Here is a 16,165-nt window from a genome sequence, read left to right as displayed (position 1 = left end):
GCGCAGTGGTTCATGGATGAACGTTTCTTTTTCCGGGCAGTGGCGACTCATTGATGATGTTTTTCTGTGCAAAGGATGTGCGTCGGCTCGGTCATGCGTATGAAAAACGCCGACCGGCACACATTCCCCCTTTTCAGCGCTGGCTGACCCTGAGCTGCACCTTCGCACTGACACTTTCACTGGGTGCCTGCTCTGCCGGCAAAGCCCCGGAAAAAGTGCCGGTCCGCGTTACGGTCCAGACGGTTCAGTCGCAGGAGATCGCCACCCATGTGGTGCTCAGTGGCGATATCCAGGCACGCAAGATCACTGACCAGTCCTTTCGAGTGTCGGGCAAGCTGGTGAAACGGTTCGTGGACGTAGGTGACAGAGTCCACGTCAATCAGGTGCTGGCCAGACTGGACCCGCGCGAGCAGCGCACGGGCCTCGAATCGGCCAGTGCCGACGTGGCAGTGAGAGAATCCCGCCTGCGTCTTGCCGAGCAGAATTATCAACGCCAGCAGCGTTTGCTACCCAAGGGCTACACCAATCTCAGCGAATACCAGCAGGCGCGTTCCAGTCTGGAAAGCGCCCGTGGTGATCTGGCTTCGTTCAAGGCGCAGCTGGCCACCGCCCGCGAGCAGGTCGGCTACACCGAACTGGTTGCCGTCGCCAACGGCGTGATCACTGCCAGGCAGGCCGAGGAAGGTCAGGTGGTGCAGGCCGCCGCGCCGGTGTTCAGCCTGGCGCACGATGGCGAACGCGAAGCAGTGTTCGCCGCCTACGAGTCACTGCTCGGCACTGACCGGATCGGCGAGCGGGTGACGATCAGCCCGGTGGGTCGGCCCGGTGTCGAACTGATCGGCAGGATTCGCGAAATCACCCCTATCGTTTCCGCCGCCAGCGGCACGTTACGCGTGCGGGTCGCCCTGCCAGAGACTTCCGACGCTCCGGGCCTCGGATCAGTGGTGAGCGCCCGCCTCGACAATCGCGTGCAACGCGCCTTCGTCCTGCCGTGGTCGGCGCTGACACGCACACAGGGGCAAGCCGCAGTCTGGCGGGTGGATGACAAGTCCCACGTCTCACTGCAACGAGTCAGGGTATTGCGTTACGAACAGGGTCAGGTGCTCGTCGCAGAAGGACTGTCCGAAGGCGACCAGGTTGTCTCTCAGGGTCTGCAGTTTCTCTACGCAGGGCAGAAGGTCGAAGTGGCCGGGCAGGCCCGTGACAAGGATGGCCTTGCAATCGCTACCTCAGAGATCACCGCCTCGGAACGACCGCGATGAGCGTCAACTCCCCTCAGCCTCGTATCCTGGCCTGCAGTTGGCTGGTCTGCGCAGTGCTGATCGCCCTGCCTGGCTGCCGCGACAAACCGGTTCGCGAAACAGTCGAGCGGCCGGTGCTGTTCACTGAGATTGTCGAGCCGCACAACGCCTTGCATGGCCGCTTCGCGGGCAGCATTCAACCGCAGTACGAAGTGCCGCTGGGGTTTCGCGTCGCCGGACGTATCGCCACTCGTCAGGCAGAAGTCGGCAAGGCCGTGCGCAAGGGCGATCTGCTGGCCACGCTGGAGCCCAGCGAGCAGCAGAATCAGCTGCATGCGCAGCAGGCGGAACTCAGCAAGGCACAGTCTTCATGGCGGCAGGTTCGTGACGAACAGTTGCGCTACCAGCAGCTGTTCGAGCGCGGCGTAGGTTCACGGGCGCGGCTTGATCAATTGAGCAGCGACCTGCGCAATCAGGAGGCGCTGCAGCAACGGGCCGGGATTGCCTTGCAGCAAGCCCGCGATCACCTGTCCTACACACGCCTGCTGGCTGAATTCGACGGTCTGGTGACCGAATGGCGTGCCGAGGTGGGTCAGGTGATGGCCGCCGGAGAGCCGGTGGTCAGCCTGGCGCGTCCGGAAAGCCGCGAAGCGGTGGTCGATCTGCCGGTCGGTCTGGTCGCCTCACTGGCCGACTCTGTACAGATCCGGGTGTTGTCACCCTTGAACGAGCAGATTTCGGTCAGGGCCAGGATTCGTCAAATGTCCCCGCAAATCGATCCCACCACACGCACTCAGCGGGTGCGGCTGGCCCTGAACGAAACGCCGGATTTGTTTCGGCTCGGCTCGACCATCAGTGTCGAGATCAGCGGCGCGGCGCCAGCGTCCCATCAACTGCCTGGCAGTGCTGTCGTGCAACGCGGCGGCAAGGCGCAAGTGTGGGTGATCGATCCGCTGACATCGACCCTGAGTCCGCGGGAGATTCAGGTATTGGCGCGCAATGGCTCAACGGTTCAGGTCGACGGCGAGTTGCACGTCGGCGACAAGGTCGTCACGGCGGGCGTCAACACGATGCAGCCCGGACAGAAAATTCGCGTGCAACGAGAGGTCGGTTTGTGAGGGAGCGCTTCAATCTGTCGGCCTGGGGCCTCAAACATCGCACGCTGGTCTGGTACATGATGTTCGTTTCGCTGCTGATGGGCAGTTGGTCGTTCCTGAATCTGGGTCGCGAGGAAGACCCGTCTTTCGCAATCAAGACCATGGTGATTCAGGCTCGCTGGCCTGGCGCAACCCTGAACGACACGCTGCAGCAGGTGACGGATCGCCTGGAGAAGAAGCTCGAGGAAATCGACGCGCTCGACTACGTGAAAAGCTACACGCTGGCCGGTGAGTCCACCCTGTTTGTGTTTCTCAAGAGCGAAACCCGCAGCGCCGACATTCCCGAGGCCTGGTATCAGGTGCGCAAGAAGATCAGCGACGTTCGTGGCGAACTGCCCGCCGGTATTCAGGGTCCGGCGTTCAATGACGAGTTCGGTGATGTGTTCGGCAGCATCTATGCCTTCACGACCGATGGCCTGTCGTTTCGCCAGTTGCGCGATTACGTCGAGCAGGTACGGGCCGATATCCGCAGCGTACCCAATCTGGGCAAGATCGAACTGCTGGGTGCGCAGCGCGAAGTCATCTACCTGAATTTCTCCATTCGCAAGCTGGCTGCTCTGGGGATCGACCAGCGTCAGGTGCTGCAAAGCCTGCAGGCCCAGAACTCGGTCACGCCGGCAGGCGTTATGGAAGCGGGTCCTGAGCGCATTGCCGTCCGGGCCAGCGGCCAGTTCACCAGCGAGGAAGATCTTCTGGCGGTCAATCTGCGCTTCGGCGACCGCTTCTTCCGCCTCAGCGATCTGGCCACGGTCGAGCGGCGCTACGCCGACCCGCCCTCTTCCCTGTTCCGCTTCAACGGTCAGCCTGCCATCGGTCTGGCGGTGGCCATGAGACAGGGCGGAAACATTCAGGCGTTCGGCACGCAGTTGCAGCAGCGCATCGAGGAACTGACCACCGAATTGCCGCTGGGCATTGATGTGCACTTGGTGTCGAGCCAGGCCGACGTGGTCGAAAAAGCCATCGGCGGCTTCACCCGCGCCCTGTTCGAAGCGATCCTGATCGTACTGGTGGTCAGTTTCATCAGCCTGGGCGTCCGCGCCGGGCTGGTTGTCGCCTGCTCGATCCCGCTGGTGCTGGCGCTGGTCTTCGTCTTCATGGAATACAGCGGCATCACCATGCAGCGCATTTCCCTCGGTGCCCTGATCATTGCCCTGGGACTGCTGGTGGATGACGCGATGATCACAGTGGAGATGATGGTGACCCGCCTGGAGCACGGCGACAGCCGGGAACAGGCCGCCACCTTCGCCTACACCTCGACCGCCTTTCCCATGCTGACCGGTACGCTGGTCACGGTTGCGGGTTTTGTACCGATCGGTCTAAACCATAGCTCGGCGGGCGAATACGTGTTCACCATGTTCGCCGTGATCGCGGTGGCGCTGCTGCTGTCGTGGCTGGTGGCGGTGCTGTTCGCGCCACTGATCGGCGTACACCTGCTCAAGGTCTCCGCCGTGCATGCGGCACCGGGACGCTGGATGCGGGGGTTCAGCCGGGCGCTGGTCAGGGCGCTGGAACACCGCTGGTGGGTGATCGGCATCACCACGCTGATCTTCATCGGCTCGCTGTTCGCCAGCAAGCTGCTGCAGAACCAGTTCTTCCCGGACTCGGACCGCCCGGAAATTCTGGTCGACTTCTACATGCCGCAGAACGGTTCGATCGAAGGCACTCGCCAGACCATGGACCGCTTCGAGTCCACCCTCAAAGACGACCCGGACGTACTGCGCTGGAGCTCCTACGTCGGCAAGGGCGCCGTGCGTTTTTATTTGCCGCTGGACCAGCAACTGAGCAACCCGTTCTACGGCCAGATGGTCATCGTCAGCCACGGTGGCGAAGCCCGCGACCGGCTGATCGAGCGTCTGCGCCAGCGCTTTCGTGATGATTATGTGGGCGTCGGCGGTTACGTGCAGCCGCTGAACATGGGGCCGCCCGTGGGCTGGCCGATTCAATACCGGGTCAGCGGACCGGACATCGAACAGGTCCGTAGCCAGGCTATGGCGCTGGCCGCCCTGCTCGACACCAATCCCAACATCGGCCAGGTGATCTACGATTGGAACGAACCGGGCAAGGTCCTGAAAATCGACATCGCGCAAGACAAGGTGCGTCAGTTTGGCCTGTCCTCCGAGGACGTGGCGCAGATTCTAAACAGCCTGGTCAGCGGCACCACCATCACCCAGTTGCGCGACAACACTTATCTGATCGATCTGGTAGGACGCGCTGAAAGTGATGAGCGCAGCTCGATCCAGACTCTCGGCAGCCTGCAGATCCCGACGCCGAATGGCTCGACCGTACCGCTGCTGTCATTCGCCACCCTCAGCTACGAACAGGAGCAACCGCTGGTATGGCGCCGCGACCGCCTGCCCACCATCACCCTGAAAGCCAGCGTGCTCGGCAAGCTGCAACCGGCGGCATTGGTCAAACAGCTCAAACCGGACGTCGATGCGTTCAGCGCAAGTCTGCCCGTGCGCTATTCGGTGGCCACCGGCGGTGCAGTCGAGGCCAGCGCCCGTTCACAGGGACCGATTCTCAAGGTCGTGCCGCTGATGCTGCTGATGGTGGTGAGCTTTCTGATGGTCCAGTTGCACAGCGTGAAAAAACTGCTGCTGGTGGTCAGTGTGGTGCCGCTGGGGCTGATCGGCGTTGTCGCCGCGCTGCTGATTTCCGGTTATCCGCTGGGCTTTGTGGCGATTCTAGGCGTGCTCGCGCTGATCGGCATCATCATCCGCAACTCGGTGATTCTGGTGACCCAGATCGACGAGTTCATGGCCGCTGGCGAAAGCCCCTGGGCATCCGTCATCAAGGCCACCGAACACCGTTGCCGACCGATCCTGCTCACCGCAGCCGCCGCCAGCCTGGGCATGATCCCCATTGCCCGCGAAGTGTTCTGGGGACCGATGGCCATCGCCATGATCGGCGGCATTGCAGTTGCGACCTTGCTGACGCTGTTCTTTCTGCCTGCGCTTTATCTGGTTTGTTATGGGATCAGGCCTACGGGACATGATCTTAAATAAAGCTTTGGATGGCAGGCGGCGCGAGAGCAGCCTCCAATCATCACTCACAGAAATATCTTGTATCACCTCGGCGTACCTACTTAATTGCGGTCAAAACCATTAGCCTGCTCAGCATTCCATCCTGAACGGCCCGCGCACGGTAAAGCGTGCGCGAAGCCCGATTGCACGAGCGAGATCCGTGATGCCCCACTCGACCCAAACCTCCCACGGCAGCGTGACCATGACCCGTGGTCTGGTGATGCTGTTTGCGTTCTGCTGCGGCGCTATCGTCGCCAATATCTACTACGCCCAGCCGATCATCGAACTGATCGCGCCGGACATTGGCCTGTCCAGTACGGCGGCGAGTCTGATCGTGTCGCTGACGCAGATTGGTTACGCGCTGGGTCTGTTCTTTCTGGTGCCGCTGGGTGACTTGCTGGAAAACCGCAAGCTGATGCTGCTGACCACAGCAGTCGCGACGCTGAGTCTGCTGGGAGCGGCCTTTGCCGAGCAGCCGAATCTGTTTCTGCTGGTCTCGCTACTGGTGGGCTTCAGTTCGGTGTCGGTGCAGATGCTGATCCCGCTGGCGGCGCATCTGGCACCTGAGGAATCGCGGGGCCGCGTGGTCGGCGGGATCATGGGGGGTCTGCTGTTGGGCATTCTGCTGGCAAGGCCCATCTCGAGTCTGGTCGCCGATCACTTCGGCTGGCGGGCGGTGTTCGGCTCGGCGGCTGTGGTGATGATCGGCATCAGCGTCGTTCTCGCGACCACCATGCCCAAACGCGTCCCTGACCACCGAGCCACGTACGGCCAGTTGCTGTTTTCGCTGTGGACCCTGTTGCGCACCCAGCCGGTGCTGCGCCAGCGCGCGTTCTATCAGGCCTGCATGTTCGCGACATTCAGCCTGTTCTGGACGGCCGTGCCGCTTGAGCTGTCGCGCAATCACGGGCTGTCGCAAACCCAGATCGCTATTTTCGCGCTGATCGGTGCCATCGGCGCCATTGCCGCGCCCATCAGTGGCCGACTGGCCGATGCAGGCCATACCCGGATTGTTTCGCTGGCCGCTTTGTTGCTAGGCGCGCTCAGCTTCCTGCCGGGGTTGGTCCACCCTATCTACAGCGTCATCGGACTGGCAGTGACCGGCGTGGTGCTGGATTACTGCGTGCAGACCAGCATGGTGCTGGGCCAGCGCACCGTCTACGCGCTGGACGCTGCCAGCCGCAGCCGACTCAACGCCTTGTACATGACCAGCATCTTTCTCGGCGGCGCGGTCGGTTCGGCAGTAGCCAGCCCGCTGTTCGATCATGGCGGATGGACCTGGGTGATGATCGTTGGCACAGCGCTGCCACTGATCGCATTGCTGGCATTTCTGAAGGATTCATCCGGCGCACGAGCGGCGCGGGTCAGCCAGGGCTGAGTTCAGCCACAGTTCTTTTCGCGGACAGAACAGTCTGTCCGCATCTCTTCCAGCCACGCCCTTGCGCCTGAAACGCTCTATCTCGTTGATTGCGCGACGCAACGCTGCACTTTGCACGAGAATTACCGGATAATCGCGCCGCGACGGCATGGTCCGATCGCCCTTCTGTTTCTTTCCCGCATCAAAAAGTTCGCACTTCCAGCAGCGCGATTGAACACGGACTGTACAAGCGCCTCATGAACAGGCCTTTTATCTGCCATGCAGTTGATCTGTCATCGGCACGCATTTCTCGACACTCGAACAAGGCAAAACAGCAATGGACGCAGCACCACCCGTACCCGCTCCCTCACCCGCCGCGCGCAAGATTTCAGCGATTTTTGCCAGGATATCCTTAGGTATCGGCAGCATGATCGGTGTCCTGTGGAGCATCTTTACCTACCTCTTTCCAGACCCGAGCGTTCTGGGCCTGAACGTCGACTCGATCAACTGGCAGACCCTGATCACCGTCGTCGCCAGCATGACGCTGTGCGGCGGACTGGGCATCGCTATCATGGCCAGAAAACTGCCCGGTTTCCTGAAGCTGGGCGTATGGCTGTTGCTGGCGCTGATCCTTTGCGGGGTGTTCTTCAAGCTGGGCGGCGAGTACGCCAAGCCCTCGGTAGAGTTTGCCCGCAGTCAGAAACTGTTCGTTGAAAACGACAACGCCAATGTGTTCGGCAAGCGTGCCGAGACCGTCGACAACCTGACGCTGGAACTGCTGGAGTGTGATCAGAACGGTCAGGCGCCGACCTGTACACTGGAGTTGCTGAACAAGAGTCCGGACCGTGACTTTCGCTTCCTGAACCCGGTCAGCCTGTTCGACGAAACGGGCGGCGCGCTGAACATGATCCAGATGCGTGTCGGTGATACAAAATTCGATCGCTGGGATTCATTCCAGCTGATTCGTAACGTTCCGACCCGCGTGACGCTGACCTTCGAGGCAGCCAAGGGCCGACTCAAACTGTCTCCCGCGCTCAAGCTCACGTTCCGCGATCGAGAAAGCAAGGAAAACGTGCTCAAGTTCAAGGATGTGAAGGTCAACTGATCATTGGGTACTGGTTGCATCCCTTGCAGCGCGTCAGGGAGGTTGCTGTCGGTGCCCGGCAGATCGCCGGCAAGCCGCCTCTTATCAAACTACCTGTAACTTACTGAAGAAACTGGATTTTGTGGGAGCGGACCGGGCGGCGTTCCGTTTGTCCGCGAATACTGTATTTCAGGCGATGAATATTCGTCGGATGTACTGGCCTTTTCGCGGACAAGTCCGCTCCCACTGAGTTTGCTGCGCGACAGCGCTACGTCGAAGACGTGGTGGGGCCTCCCACAGTCCGGTGTTTGATGAGCGGCAGCACTACGTCAATGAGACAGCCTGTCAGCGGGCCGACCTTTCGAGCCACTCGGCGAGGTTGGCAACTTCGGCGCCACTCAGGCTGTGCCCTACCCCTTTATAGCCATGGAACTCCGGCTTCAGGCCGAGCGCTTTCAAGGCAGAATCCGCATCAGGACCACTCGCGTAGGACACTTGAGGATCTTCCTCGCCGTGACCGATGAAGACCTTCAGACGCTTGAGTGCGTCACTGGGTTTGACTTCCGATTTCACCACCGGCAACAAGCGCCCGCTCAACGCCGCAAAGCCGCCCACCAGCGCTGGCTGACGCAGAGCAACTTCGTAACTCATCATCGCGCCCTGACTGAAACCGATCAGAAAGACCTTGTCCGGTTGAGTCTTGTACGTGGCTGTCGCCTGGCGAATGAATGCCGTGAGTCGCTCGGTACTGCTTTTAAGCTCTTCGGTCACGCCGTCGTACTCGGCAGAGCCGGGCTTGCGGGTAAACCATTTGTAGCTGTCGGATTGCAGCTCGACCGGGGCTTGAACCGACAGGTAATTGTAATCGGCAGGCAGGCGATCCTTGAGGCTGAACAGGTCGGCCGCGTTACTGCCGTAGCCGTGGATGAAAATCACCAGCGGCTTGTCAGGCTTATCCGTGGTGGCCTGGGCCAAGTAATCCAGCGGCAGGTCGGTGTGTAACGTGTCTTGCGCCTGAACCAGCCCAGAACAGACAAACAGCAAAGCGGCGAAAAATTTCAGCATCAGTCAATGACCTCTGGTTGCACGCTGCCCGCAGGCAGCGTCTTCGGTGGACGATGAAACAGAAACTAACACAGCCTCAATTCTGCAGGCTGCCTCGCGAGGCTTCGGGCTTGAGCAATTGCATCTGCTGTCGGTAGTCATCGGTAACCTGACGTGCCTGGCTGCTGCTGGTGATCACGCGCGGGGTAATAAGTACGATCAACTCGGTGCGGTCCTTGGCCCTGCTGGTTCTGCCGAACAGCCATTTCAGGCCCGGAATCCGGCCCAGATAAGGCACGGAGCTGACCGACTCGGCATTGTCCTGTTTGATCAGGCCACCGAGCAGCACGGTCTGTCCACTTTGGGCGGCCACCTGAGTGGCAACCGAGCGTGTCGAAATGCGCGGGTTGCCGTTAAGGTCGGTGGAACCGGTGTCGGCGTCGCTGACCTGCTGCTGGATGTCCATGTACACCAGGCCACCCGGATTGATACGCGGTACTACGTCGAGAATCACACCGGTCTGTACGTATTCCACGCTGCTCAGCGTCGTGGCTGACGCGTTGGTGTTGACCGTGGTCTGGCTGATCGGGATATTGTCGCCGACCTGAATTTGCGCTTGCTGATTGTTCATCACCACCAGCGACGGCGCTGACAGCACCTGGGTGCGGCCGTTGGTTTCCAACGCACGCAGGGCGATCTGCAGGTTATTGCTGACGAACGAATAGAACAGCGAATCGGTGCCTGCCAGCACCGCACCGCCAGCGCCCAGAGCGCCCTGACTGCCTGCGGTGTTGGTGACGTTGCCGGAAGTCCCGGCATTGCCCGCCAGGCGACCGAGATACCACTGCACGCCCATGTCCAGGTCGCCGGTCAGTTTGACCTCAAGAATCCGTGTCTCGATCTGCACCTGAAGCGGCGGGTTGTCGAGGCGCTTGATCGCTGACTCGATTTCCTTCCACTGCGCAGGACGCGTGCGAACCAGCAACTGGTTGCTGCTCTTCTGCGCGGTGATGCGCGTGCTGGCGTCCAGGGATTTGCTATTGCCAGCCGAACCGCCCCCCTCTTCACCGGCCGAATCGGATTCTGCGCCGCCCTGCTCTTCATCGGATTCGCTGACAGTACCGTTCTGGCTGTTCATGCCCTGGCTGTTGCCGAAACCACCCCCACTGCCGTTCATGCCGTTGCCCATGCCACCGCCGCTGCTGATGCCGCCGCTGCCCATGCCATTGGAACTGCTCATGCCATTGCTGCCGGTGCCGTTGAGCGACGACAGACTGGTCGTGCGCAGGCCGGGAGCGACCTTGGCGGCCGAATCGTCCTTGATCGCGCCGGTGCCGTAGATCTGCCGCAGGTATTTGGCCAGATCGGTGGCTTTCATGTTACGCACATCATAGACGTACATCTGCGGCTCATTGCCGCCGCCTTCGTCTATCGTGTGAATCCACTCGCCGACTTCGCGCAGGTACTCAGGCTGCGAGGAGATCGCAACCACCGAATTGGTCCGCTCGATGGGCAGAAAACGCACCATGCCTGCGAGCGGCATGCCGCTGTCGGGGCCGAACATTTTCTGCAGCTCGGGCATCAGCTCGCCGACCGAGGCGCGCTGCAGGCCGAACACGCCCACCGACATGCCCTTGAGCCAGTCCACGTCGAAGGTATCGATGGTGTCCTGATAGTTGGCCAGCTCTTCCGGTGTGCCCGCCATGCTCAACACATTGCGCGCCGGATCAACCAGCAGGAAGGCATTTTCCCGGGCAAACGGCTTGAGCAGTTTCTGCATTTCGTTGGCGGAGATGTAGCGCAACGGGAACAGCCGCGCCGACATGCCGGCCGACGGCTGAGCGACGCGCATTTCCGGCACCAGCTTGCCTGCAACGGCCTGGTTGGACGGCAGGATCACGTAGCGGTTGCCCTGCTTGATCATGGCGTTGTCGGTCCAGGACAGCAGGGTTTCGAGAATCGACAATGCCTGCTGCTTGTTGACCGGCTTGGAGGTCGAGAAGCTCACCTCGCCCTTCACACCCTGGGCGATGCTGTAGTTCTCGTGCAGCAGGTCACCCATGATGCTGTTGATCACCGCCTGAATCGGCTGATTGGTGAAGTTGAAGACGATGTCGCCCGTCTCCCCGGCTTTCGCTGCGGGAGCCGCGGCAGGCTGGCGAATGAACCGCTGGTTGCCCTGAATGATCTGGCGTTGCGGCGAGGCCGTTGGCGACTGAGGCTGTGCCTGCACCGGCAGCTGTTCGCTACGCGGATCTATTGGCGGACGTTGTGAACCGGTTCCCTGGAGCGCTTCCTGCAGCATGCCATTGTCGGGGTCGAGGGTGTCCTGCCGGGACGCGCAGCCGCCAAGGGCGACAGCGGTGGCGAGACAAAGCAAGGGGGTGCGCAAGGTAGCGATGGCGGAAACTCCAGAAAAGGTACCCATCACAGGGTGGAATCGTTGGTAAGGGAAATCGGGGGTGTCGTCGACGGCGGCGGCAGACGCGGCGCAGGCAGGCGCAAGGTCTGCGTGCGGCCGTCGAGACTGAAGGTGGCCTGCATCGGATCGAGCTGTTCCAGGGTCCAGCCGTTGCCCAGCTTGTCACCCTGCTTCACTTTGAGTGCCGGACCGCTGGCCTGCTTGAGCAGCGCCACGCGCAACGTACCGTCGAGAACGACACCGGTCAGCGTCAGGCCGGAAAGGCTGGCGACCTGCACATCGCTCTTGCCCACGGCCTTGTCAGGGCTGCGGTCGGTGCTGAACAGCGGGGTTTCCCAGGTATTGGCCAGACTGTCCAGCGTCGCAGTGGGCGCGCTGTGGGTCTGAGCCGCACGGTCAACCGGGTTGCGCGGTGCCTGCTCGGGCAGCCAGCCCGGCGAATGCGCGGCGCCACTGATAATCAGGGCTGCCAGCGCGGCCAGCAAGGCGGTGATGCCGACCAGGGTCAATTCCAGAGGACGCAATGAACGAATCATTGTTCGGCCTCCCCGGCAGAAGCCGGTTGCAGGTAGCCGCGTACCAGCAGGTGCACCACCAGTTTGCCAGCACCGCCAGTGGCCGGAGCATCGGTGTCGCGACGCAGGCTCATTTCATCGACGAACAGGAACGGACGCTGGTATTCCAGTGCATGCAGAATGGCCGTCAGCGGCTCGATGGCGCAGTCCAGTGTCAGGCTGACCTTCACCTGCCGATAAGGCTCGGAGCTGTCCTGCTCCGGCGTGATCGGCATGCGCTGGGTCAACGCGCAACCACCACCGGTATCGGCCTGATCGCTGATCAGGTCGGCGACACGCTGCATCAGGTCAGCGGCGACTGCGCTTGGATCATCGCCCGGCAGCAGACTGGTGCTGCTGGCCGGGTCACTGCGGGCCTGCTCCAGTTGCTCGCGCAAGCTGTCACCCTGTTTCAGCAACCCGGCATAGCGTTGCTGCTGTTCGCGCAGTTGTTCGGTCTGTTCGCTGATGTCACGCAGAGGGCCGGCGAACCAGCTGTCGATCAGCAGCCAGTAGGCCAGATAAAGGACCAGCGCCAGAATGATCAGCGCCGCACCCCGCCGCTCACGGCTATTGAGTGGACGACGCATCGGCGCTCTCCTGCGAATCTGATTGATCGGACTGCTCGGACTGATCCTGCGGCGGGCTCTGATGCAGATGAGCACGCAACGAGTACTGGTCCTTGCCAGTCTTGCTGTCCGGCTGGATCACACCCTGAAACTGGGCGTTGTCCAGGCTGCGGCAATCCTTGACGCGGGCGATCAGCGCGCTGGCCTTGGCGCTCTGACCGGCAAAGGCCACCTCGGCGCTGTCGCTGATTTCCAGATGGTCGATCCAGGTGTCGGACGGCAGGCAGGCAGTCAGTTCGCTGAGCAGCGCCGACAGGGGCGGTTGGGCAGCCTTGCGTCGCAGCAGGTAATTGGCCGCGCCTCGGGTGTTGGTCAGTTGCTGACGCAATTGCTGCACCTCGCTGACCTGGGCTTTCTGCGCCTTGACCTCGGCCTGCATCTCTTCCAGCAATTGCTGACGGTCGTTGAGCCACAGCAGCATGGTGCCCAGCAAAAGCCCGGCGCATATCCACAGCAGCCAGCGTTGCAGGCGATGGCCTGAATGCGATTGCTGCGGACGCAGCGGTGCTGGCAACAGGTCAACACTCAGGCGTTCATCCGGCGTGCCGACATCCACGGAGTCGGGGCGCAGGCCAAGCGCGACGCATTCTTCCAGAATGGCATCCAGGCGCTTGCGCAGCACGGCCACCAGCCGGACCTGAATGAAGCCGGCATTGCGACTTTCCTGACGGGCAACAAAATACAACTGCCCGGCATCGAACGGCGTAAAACGGTCCAGCTCGTAGCCGACCACTGTCGACAGATTGCGCGCCGCTGCGACCGGCAGTTGCAGGCTCTGCACCAGCACCAGGGAAGAGGGCAACAACAGGATTTTCTGTGCATTGGCGCCGGTTGCGGCAACCGGTTCGACCAGCGGCCAGACATACATCTGTTCGACGGTTTCGCGAACCAGCCATCGACGGACACGCGGCGGCAGGCAGGCGCGCAGTTCTGCGCTCCACCATTGCCAGGCCTGTTGCCCCAGACTGCCACGCCATTGCTGGACGACCCGGTCGCGTAGCGCGATCACCGGTGCCAGACGTGCTGAAACGGATGCATTCATTCTTGCCAACGCAATACCCGATAGGGCTGTGCGCCTCCCTCCGATGGGCTCAATAACACAATGGTCTGTAACAGGGCGACTACGCCGCCCGGTCGTTCTGCGCGACTGTCGATGGCCAGTACCTCACCGGCATCGGCTCCCACCGCGCTCTGGGTCGGCAAGTTCAGCGCCCGGCGCAGCAGCGCCGAGGCAAAAGCGGGATCGGGCCGGTCCAGCCCGCTCCATAACGTCACCTCCGGCAACAGCCGGGTGTACAGCGCCTGCGTCATGCCCGGCAACTGTCGTATTTCTTCAACCACACGCAGTGGCGCCTGACCGTCATCACGTTGTGCTTCAACGGTCTGGGCAATACTGCTGGCCAGATTGCGGTTCGCGCCGCAGGCCTGCAGCAAGCGGGCGATGTCAGCCGCTGGCGCGCTGTTGAGATCCAGCTTGCCACGCTCGCTGCGAATGCTGACCAGCAACTGCGTGTCGTCCATGCGCAACGCCACTGGCCGTCCATCGGCCACCCAGCGTTTGCGCTGTGCAGGGTCCAGCAAACCCTGCACCGCCATGTTCAAGCCGCCCTCCGCTGCCAGCAGCGCGTGAGTGTTCTGGCGCAACCAGAGCGCCTGACGGCTTTCCAGTTGCACCCACCCGGCCAGTCCGCCCAGCAGCAGGCTCAACACCGCCAGGACCCACAGCACCACCAGTAACGCCACGCCCTGCTGGCGCTTGTGAAAATCCTTCACTGGCCGCCCGCCCCACCCGAAAGGTCCAGACGCAGGGCGACCACTTCGCTGACCCAGGGAATCGAGCCCTTGACCTGCGCATCGATGCGCACTGCACCCGGCAGGCGCGTCGGCCAGGGCCATTCGTTCAGCCATCCCGTGGGCTTGCCTTTCGGCGTCAGGCCACGGTAACTGAAATTCAACGACTGCACGTTGTGCAATAACACCTGAGGCTCGCCCCAGGGTTCTAGCGTGATGCCATTGGACGTGGTTCTGATCCGGGAGAACGCCACCTGCAGATCACGATCACCCTCAGGCCCTTTCAGCCCGAGGGTATGCAACTGGATGCCTCCGCCCAACTCGCCCGGCAACGTGGCCACGAACCTGAGATCCTGAGCCGTGCCCTCGAAAAAACCGCTCTTGGCGTCATCTTCGGCGGAGGTGTCCAGCGGCAGTGCCTGACTGATGGACGAGCGCAGAAACGCCTGTGCCGCGCGCATCTCATCCAGTCCCACGGTATAGCGCTCAGCCTTGAGCACCGCGCGATTGCCCCCCAGCAAGGCACCGGCCACCAACACCAGCAACACACCCAGAAGACTGATCACCAGCAGGACTTCCAGCAGGGTGAAACCTCGCTGAGCGCCCTTCAAGACCCGGCACCGGTCACGGCGCCGCGCAGCCGCAACGTACTGAACTGCACGCGCCGCTGATGCTCCAGCAACGTCAGGTCCAGACGAAACAGCCTGGCCTGTTCGTTACCGCCCGAGACCTGGCGGATTTCCAGATTCCAGTCGATACCCGCCATCCGCCCCTTGCGCGTTCCGTTTTCAAGCGGACCGCCGCTTTCCTGATCGAACACCGTACGCGCCGCGTGGCTAAGACGATCGCTGTGCGACACCTGTTGCAAGGAGCGTGCGCTCTGCCCGAAAGCGACCAGCAGCACGCCACTGCACACCGCCATCACAGTCAGCGCGGCAAGCATCTCCAGCAGAGTGAACCCGGACTGCGACGCTTTCATTAAAGGGGACGCACCTGGACGCTGCCGGTGAGCCAGCCGATGTCGATGCGCCAGCGACGATCGCCGTCGGCGACCATCAGGTTGCCGCCGCTGGAACCGCCATCCGGGTAAAACTCCACCGCCGACCCGAGATCGGACGCTGTCTGCATCGTCACCTGCAAATGCGCGGGCCAGTGCTGTTCTCGCTTGCCCGGCGCCTTGAAGGTCAGGTGACGCAGGTCGAATTCGGTGCGTGCCGGTTGACCGGTCACGATGGCCCGGACCCGCGTGGCCCGCAACGCCTCGACCATGTCACCGACCGCACGACGCTCACTGGCAGTGCTCAACCCTTGTTGCAGACCGAAACCCACGAGGCCGACAGCGATGCTCATCAACACGAGCACCACCAGCATTTCCATCAGGGTAAAACCACGGCTTGCAACAGGCGATTTCATACCGGCATCTACTCCCAGTTGCCCAGGTCGGCGCTGTAACCTTCGCCGCCGGGTTGGCCGTCCTGTCCGTAGAAGATCAGGTCGAAGCTGCCATGCTGACCGGGGAAGCGATAGCCGAACGCGTGACCGAACGGGTCTTTCAGGTCCGAAGGCTTGGCGTACGGGCCATTCCAGCCTGCGGCATTGCCGGGTTTGTCGGTTAACTGCTGCAAGGTCTTCGGTGGCGAACCGACGTCCAGCGCATAGCTTTCGATCTTCATGCCCAGGCTAGCCAGCTGCGCCTTGCCTGCGCCGTATTTGCCCTTGTCGACGTTGCCGCCCACCTGGCGCACAACGATGGTCGCCACGATGCCCAGCAGCACGATGACCGCGAGCATTTCCAGCAAGGTGAAGCCGCTTTGTCGGCGTGCAGGGGTAAAGCGTGTACGGCTAAGGTTCATCGGGATGGTT

The 16,165-nt window shown here is 61.9% G+C and carries 16 protein-coding genes; 5 read left to right on the top strand and 11 right to left on the bottom strand.

Features of this window, described 5'->3' with window-relative positions; all coding sequences use genetic code 11:
- Window positions 1-53: 53 nt before the first annotated feature.
- The 4 genes from QRN20_RS20420 (at window position 54) to QRN20_RS20405 (ending at window position 6,799) form a co-directional block, all read left to right on the top strand.
- Window positions 54-1,262: an efflux RND transporter periplasmic adaptor subunit gene (locus QRN20_RS20420; RefSeq protein WP_285361075.1), complete on the top strand. Its 1,209-nt coding sequence runs from the start codon at window positions 54-56 to the stop codon at window positions 1,260-1,262.
- The gene (locus tag QRN20_RS20415) at window positions 1,259-2,359 is read left to right on the top strand and encodes an efflux RND transporter periplasmic adaptor subunit (RefSeq protein WP_285361073.1); all 1,101 of its coding nucleotides are present in this window, start codon (window positions 1,259-1,261) and stop codon (window positions 2,357-2,359) included. The genes QRN20_RS20420 and QRN20_RS20415 overlap by 4 nt, the downstream gene beginning before the upstream one ends.
- Window positions 2,356-5,403: an efflux RND transporter permease subunit gene (locus QRN20_RS20410; protein WP_285361072.1), complete on the top strand. Its 3,048-nt coding sequence runs from the start codon at window positions 2,356-2,358 to the stop codon at window positions 5,401-5,403. Before QRN20_RS20415 ends, QRN20_RS20410 begins: the two co-directional genes overlap by 4 nt.
- A gap of 181 nt (window positions 5,404-5,584) precedes the next feature.
- The gene (locus QRN20_RS20405; protein ID WP_096768479.1) at window positions 5,585-6,799 is read left to right on the top strand and encodes an MFS transporter; all 1,215 of its coding nucleotides are present in this window, start codon (window positions 5,585-5,587) and stop codon (window positions 6,797-6,799) included.
- 249 nt (window positions 6,800-7,048) lie between these two features.
- On the opposite strand, the gene QRN20_RS20400 is transcribed toward QRN20_RS20405, so the two are convergent.
- Window positions 7,049-7,207, bottom strand: coding sequence for a hypothetical protein (locus QRN20_RS20400; protein WP_163018627.1), 159 nt, complete (start codon window positions 7,205-7,207; stop codon window positions 7,049-7,051).
- Between the two features lie 10 nt (window positions 7,208-7,217).
- Here QRN20_RS20400 and QRN20_RS20395 point away from each other — a divergent pair, with 10 nt between their 5' ends.
- Window positions 7,218-7,883, top strand: coding sequence for a hypothetical protein (locus QRN20_RS20395; protein WP_371306714.1), 666 nt, complete (start codon window positions 7,218-7,220; stop codon window positions 7,881-7,883).
- A 324-nt stretch (window positions 7,884-8,207) separates the two neighbouring features.
- On the opposite strand, the gene QRN20_RS20390 is transcribed toward QRN20_RS20395, so the two are convergent.
- The 10 genes from QRN20_RS20390 to gspG form a co-directional block, all read right to left on the bottom strand.
- On the bottom strand, window positions 8,208-8,927 hold the full coding sequence (locus QRN20_RS20390; RefSeq protein WP_088235484.1) for an alpha/beta hydrolase: 720 nt from the start codon (window positions 8,925-8,927) through the stop codon (window positions 8,208-8,210).
- A 76-nt stretch (window positions 8,928-9,003) separates the two neighbouring features.
- Complete coding sequence (gspD, locus tag QRN20_RS20385) at window positions 9,004-11,334, bottom strand: type II secretion system secretin GspD (RefSeq protein WP_285361069.1); 2,331 nt, start codon at window positions 11,332-11,334, stop codon at window positions 9,004-9,006.
- The gene (locus tag QRN20_RS20380) at window positions 11,334-11,864 is read right to left on the bottom strand and encodes a type II secretion system protein, XpsN-like (protein WP_122491296.1); all 531 of its coding nucleotides are present in this window, start codon (window positions 11,862-11,864) and stop codon (window positions 11,334-11,336) included. The genes gspD and QRN20_RS20380 overlap by 1 nt, the downstream gene beginning before the upstream one ends.
- Window positions 11,861-12,472, bottom strand: coding sequence for a type II secretion system protein GspM (gspM, locus tag QRN20_RS20375; RefSeq protein WP_004885193.1), 612 nt, complete (start codon window positions 12,470-12,472; stop codon window positions 11,861-11,863). Before gspM ends, QRN20_RS20380 begins: the two co-directional genes overlap by 4 nt.
- The gene (locus QRN20_RS20370; protein ID WP_122509580.1) at window positions 12,453-13,553 is read right to left on the bottom strand and encodes a type II secretion system protein GspL; all 1,101 of its coding nucleotides are present in this window, start codon (window positions 13,551-13,553) and stop codon (window positions 12,453-12,455) included. Before QRN20_RS20370 ends, gspM begins: the two co-directional genes overlap by 20 nt.
- On the bottom strand, window positions 13,550-14,284 hold the full coding sequence (locus QRN20_RS20365; protein ID WP_043305833.1) for a type II secretion system protein GspK: 735 nt from the start codon (window positions 14,282-14,284) through the stop codon (window positions 13,550-13,552). Before QRN20_RS20365 ends, QRN20_RS20370 begins: the two co-directional genes overlap by 4 nt.
- On the bottom strand, window positions 14,281-14,913 hold the full coding sequence (locus QRN20_RS20360; RefSeq protein ID WP_096767812.1) for a type II secretion system protein GspJ: 633 nt from the start codon (window positions 14,911-14,913) through the stop codon (window positions 14,281-14,283). The genes QRN20_RS20365 and QRN20_RS20360 overlap by 4 nt, the downstream gene beginning before the upstream one ends.
- Window positions 14,910-15,281 carry a type II secretion system protein gene (locus tag QRN20_RS20355; protein ID WP_285361064.1) on the bottom strand — a complete coding sequence of 124 codons (372 nt, stop codon included), beginning with the start codon at window positions 15,279-15,281 and terminating at the stop codon, window positions 14,910-14,912. The genes QRN20_RS20360 and QRN20_RS20355 overlap by 4 nt, the downstream gene beginning before the upstream one ends.
- Window positions 15,281-15,715: a prepilin-type N-terminal cleavage/methylation domain-containing protein gene (locus tag QRN20_RS20350; RefSeq protein ID WP_004885188.1), complete on the bottom strand. Its 435-nt coding sequence runs from the start codon at window positions 15,713-15,715 to the stop codon at window positions 15,281-15,283. Before QRN20_RS20350 ends, QRN20_RS20355 begins: the two co-directional genes overlap by 1 nt.
- Window positions 15,716-15,723: 8 nt before the next feature.
- A complete protein-coding gene (gspG, locus tag QRN20_RS20345; RefSeq protein WP_004885187.1) occupies window positions 15,724-16,155 on the bottom strand; it encodes a type II secretion system major pseudopilin GspG in 432 nt (143 codons plus the stop codon).
- Window positions 16,156-16,165: the final 10 nt, after the last annotated feature.

The organism is Pseudomonas sp. fls2-241-TYG-175 (genome assembly GCF_030209155.1).
Taxonomy (GTDB): Bacteria; Pseudomonadota; Gammaproteobacteria; order Pseudomonadales; family Pseudomonadaceae; genus Aquipseudomonas; species Aquipseudomonas viridiflava.
Note: the sequence above shows the minus strand (reverse complement) of the source record. Positions and strands in the feature narration are given on the sequence as shown.

Excerpts from the sequence above, each read along its gene's own strand:
- QRN20_RS20380 (WP_122491296.1), bottom strand. The coding sequence starts at position 11,864 with ATGATTCGTTCATTGCGTCCTCTGGAATTGACCCTGGTCGGCATCACC.
- gspG (WP_004885187.1), bottom strand. The coding sequence starts at position 16,155 with ATGAACCTTAGCCGTACACGCTTTACCCCTGCACGCCGACAAAGCGGC.
- QRN20_RS20405 (WP_096768479.1), top strand. The coding sequence starts at position 5,585 with ATGCCCCACTCGACCCAAACCTCCCACGGCAGCGTGACCATGACCCGT.
- QRN20_RS20390 (WP_088235484.1), bottom strand. The coding sequence starts at position 8,927 with ATGCTGAAATTTTTCGCCGCTTTGCTGTTTGTCTGTTCTGGGCTGGTT.
- QRN20_RS20370 (WP_122509580.1), bottom strand. The coding sequence starts at position 13,553 with ATGAATGCATCCGTTTCAGCACGTCTGGCACCGGTGATCGCGCTACGC.
- QRN20_RS20400 (WP_163018627.1), bottom strand. The coding sequence starts at position 7,207 with ATGCTGCCGATACCTAAGGATATCCTGGCAAAAATCGCTGAAATCTTG.
- QRN20_RS20415 (WP_285361073.1), top strand. The coding sequence starts at position 1,259 with ATGAGCGTCAACTCCCCTCAGCCTCGTATCCTGGCCTGCAGTTGGCTG.
- gspD (WP_285361069.1), bottom strand. The coding sequence starts at position 11,334 with ATGGGTACCTTTTCTGGAGTTTCCGCCATCGCTACCTTGCGCACCCCC.
- QRN20_RS20355 (WP_285361064.1), bottom strand. The coding sequence starts at position 15,281 with ATGAAAGCGTCGCAGTCCGGGTTCACTCTGCTGGAGATGCTTGCCGCG.
- QRN20_RS20350 (WP_004885188.1), bottom strand. The coding sequence starts at position 15,715 with ATGAAATCGCCTGTTGCAAGCCGTGGTTTTACCCTGATGGAAATGCTG.
- QRN20_RS20420 (WP_285361075.1), top strand. The coding sequence starts at position 54 with ATGATGTTTTTCTGTGCAAAGGATGTGCGTCGGCTCGGTCATGCGTAT.
- gspM (WP_004885193.1), bottom strand. The coding sequence starts at position 12,472 with ATGCGTCGTCCACTCAATAGCCGTGAGCGGCGGGGTGCGGCGCTGATC.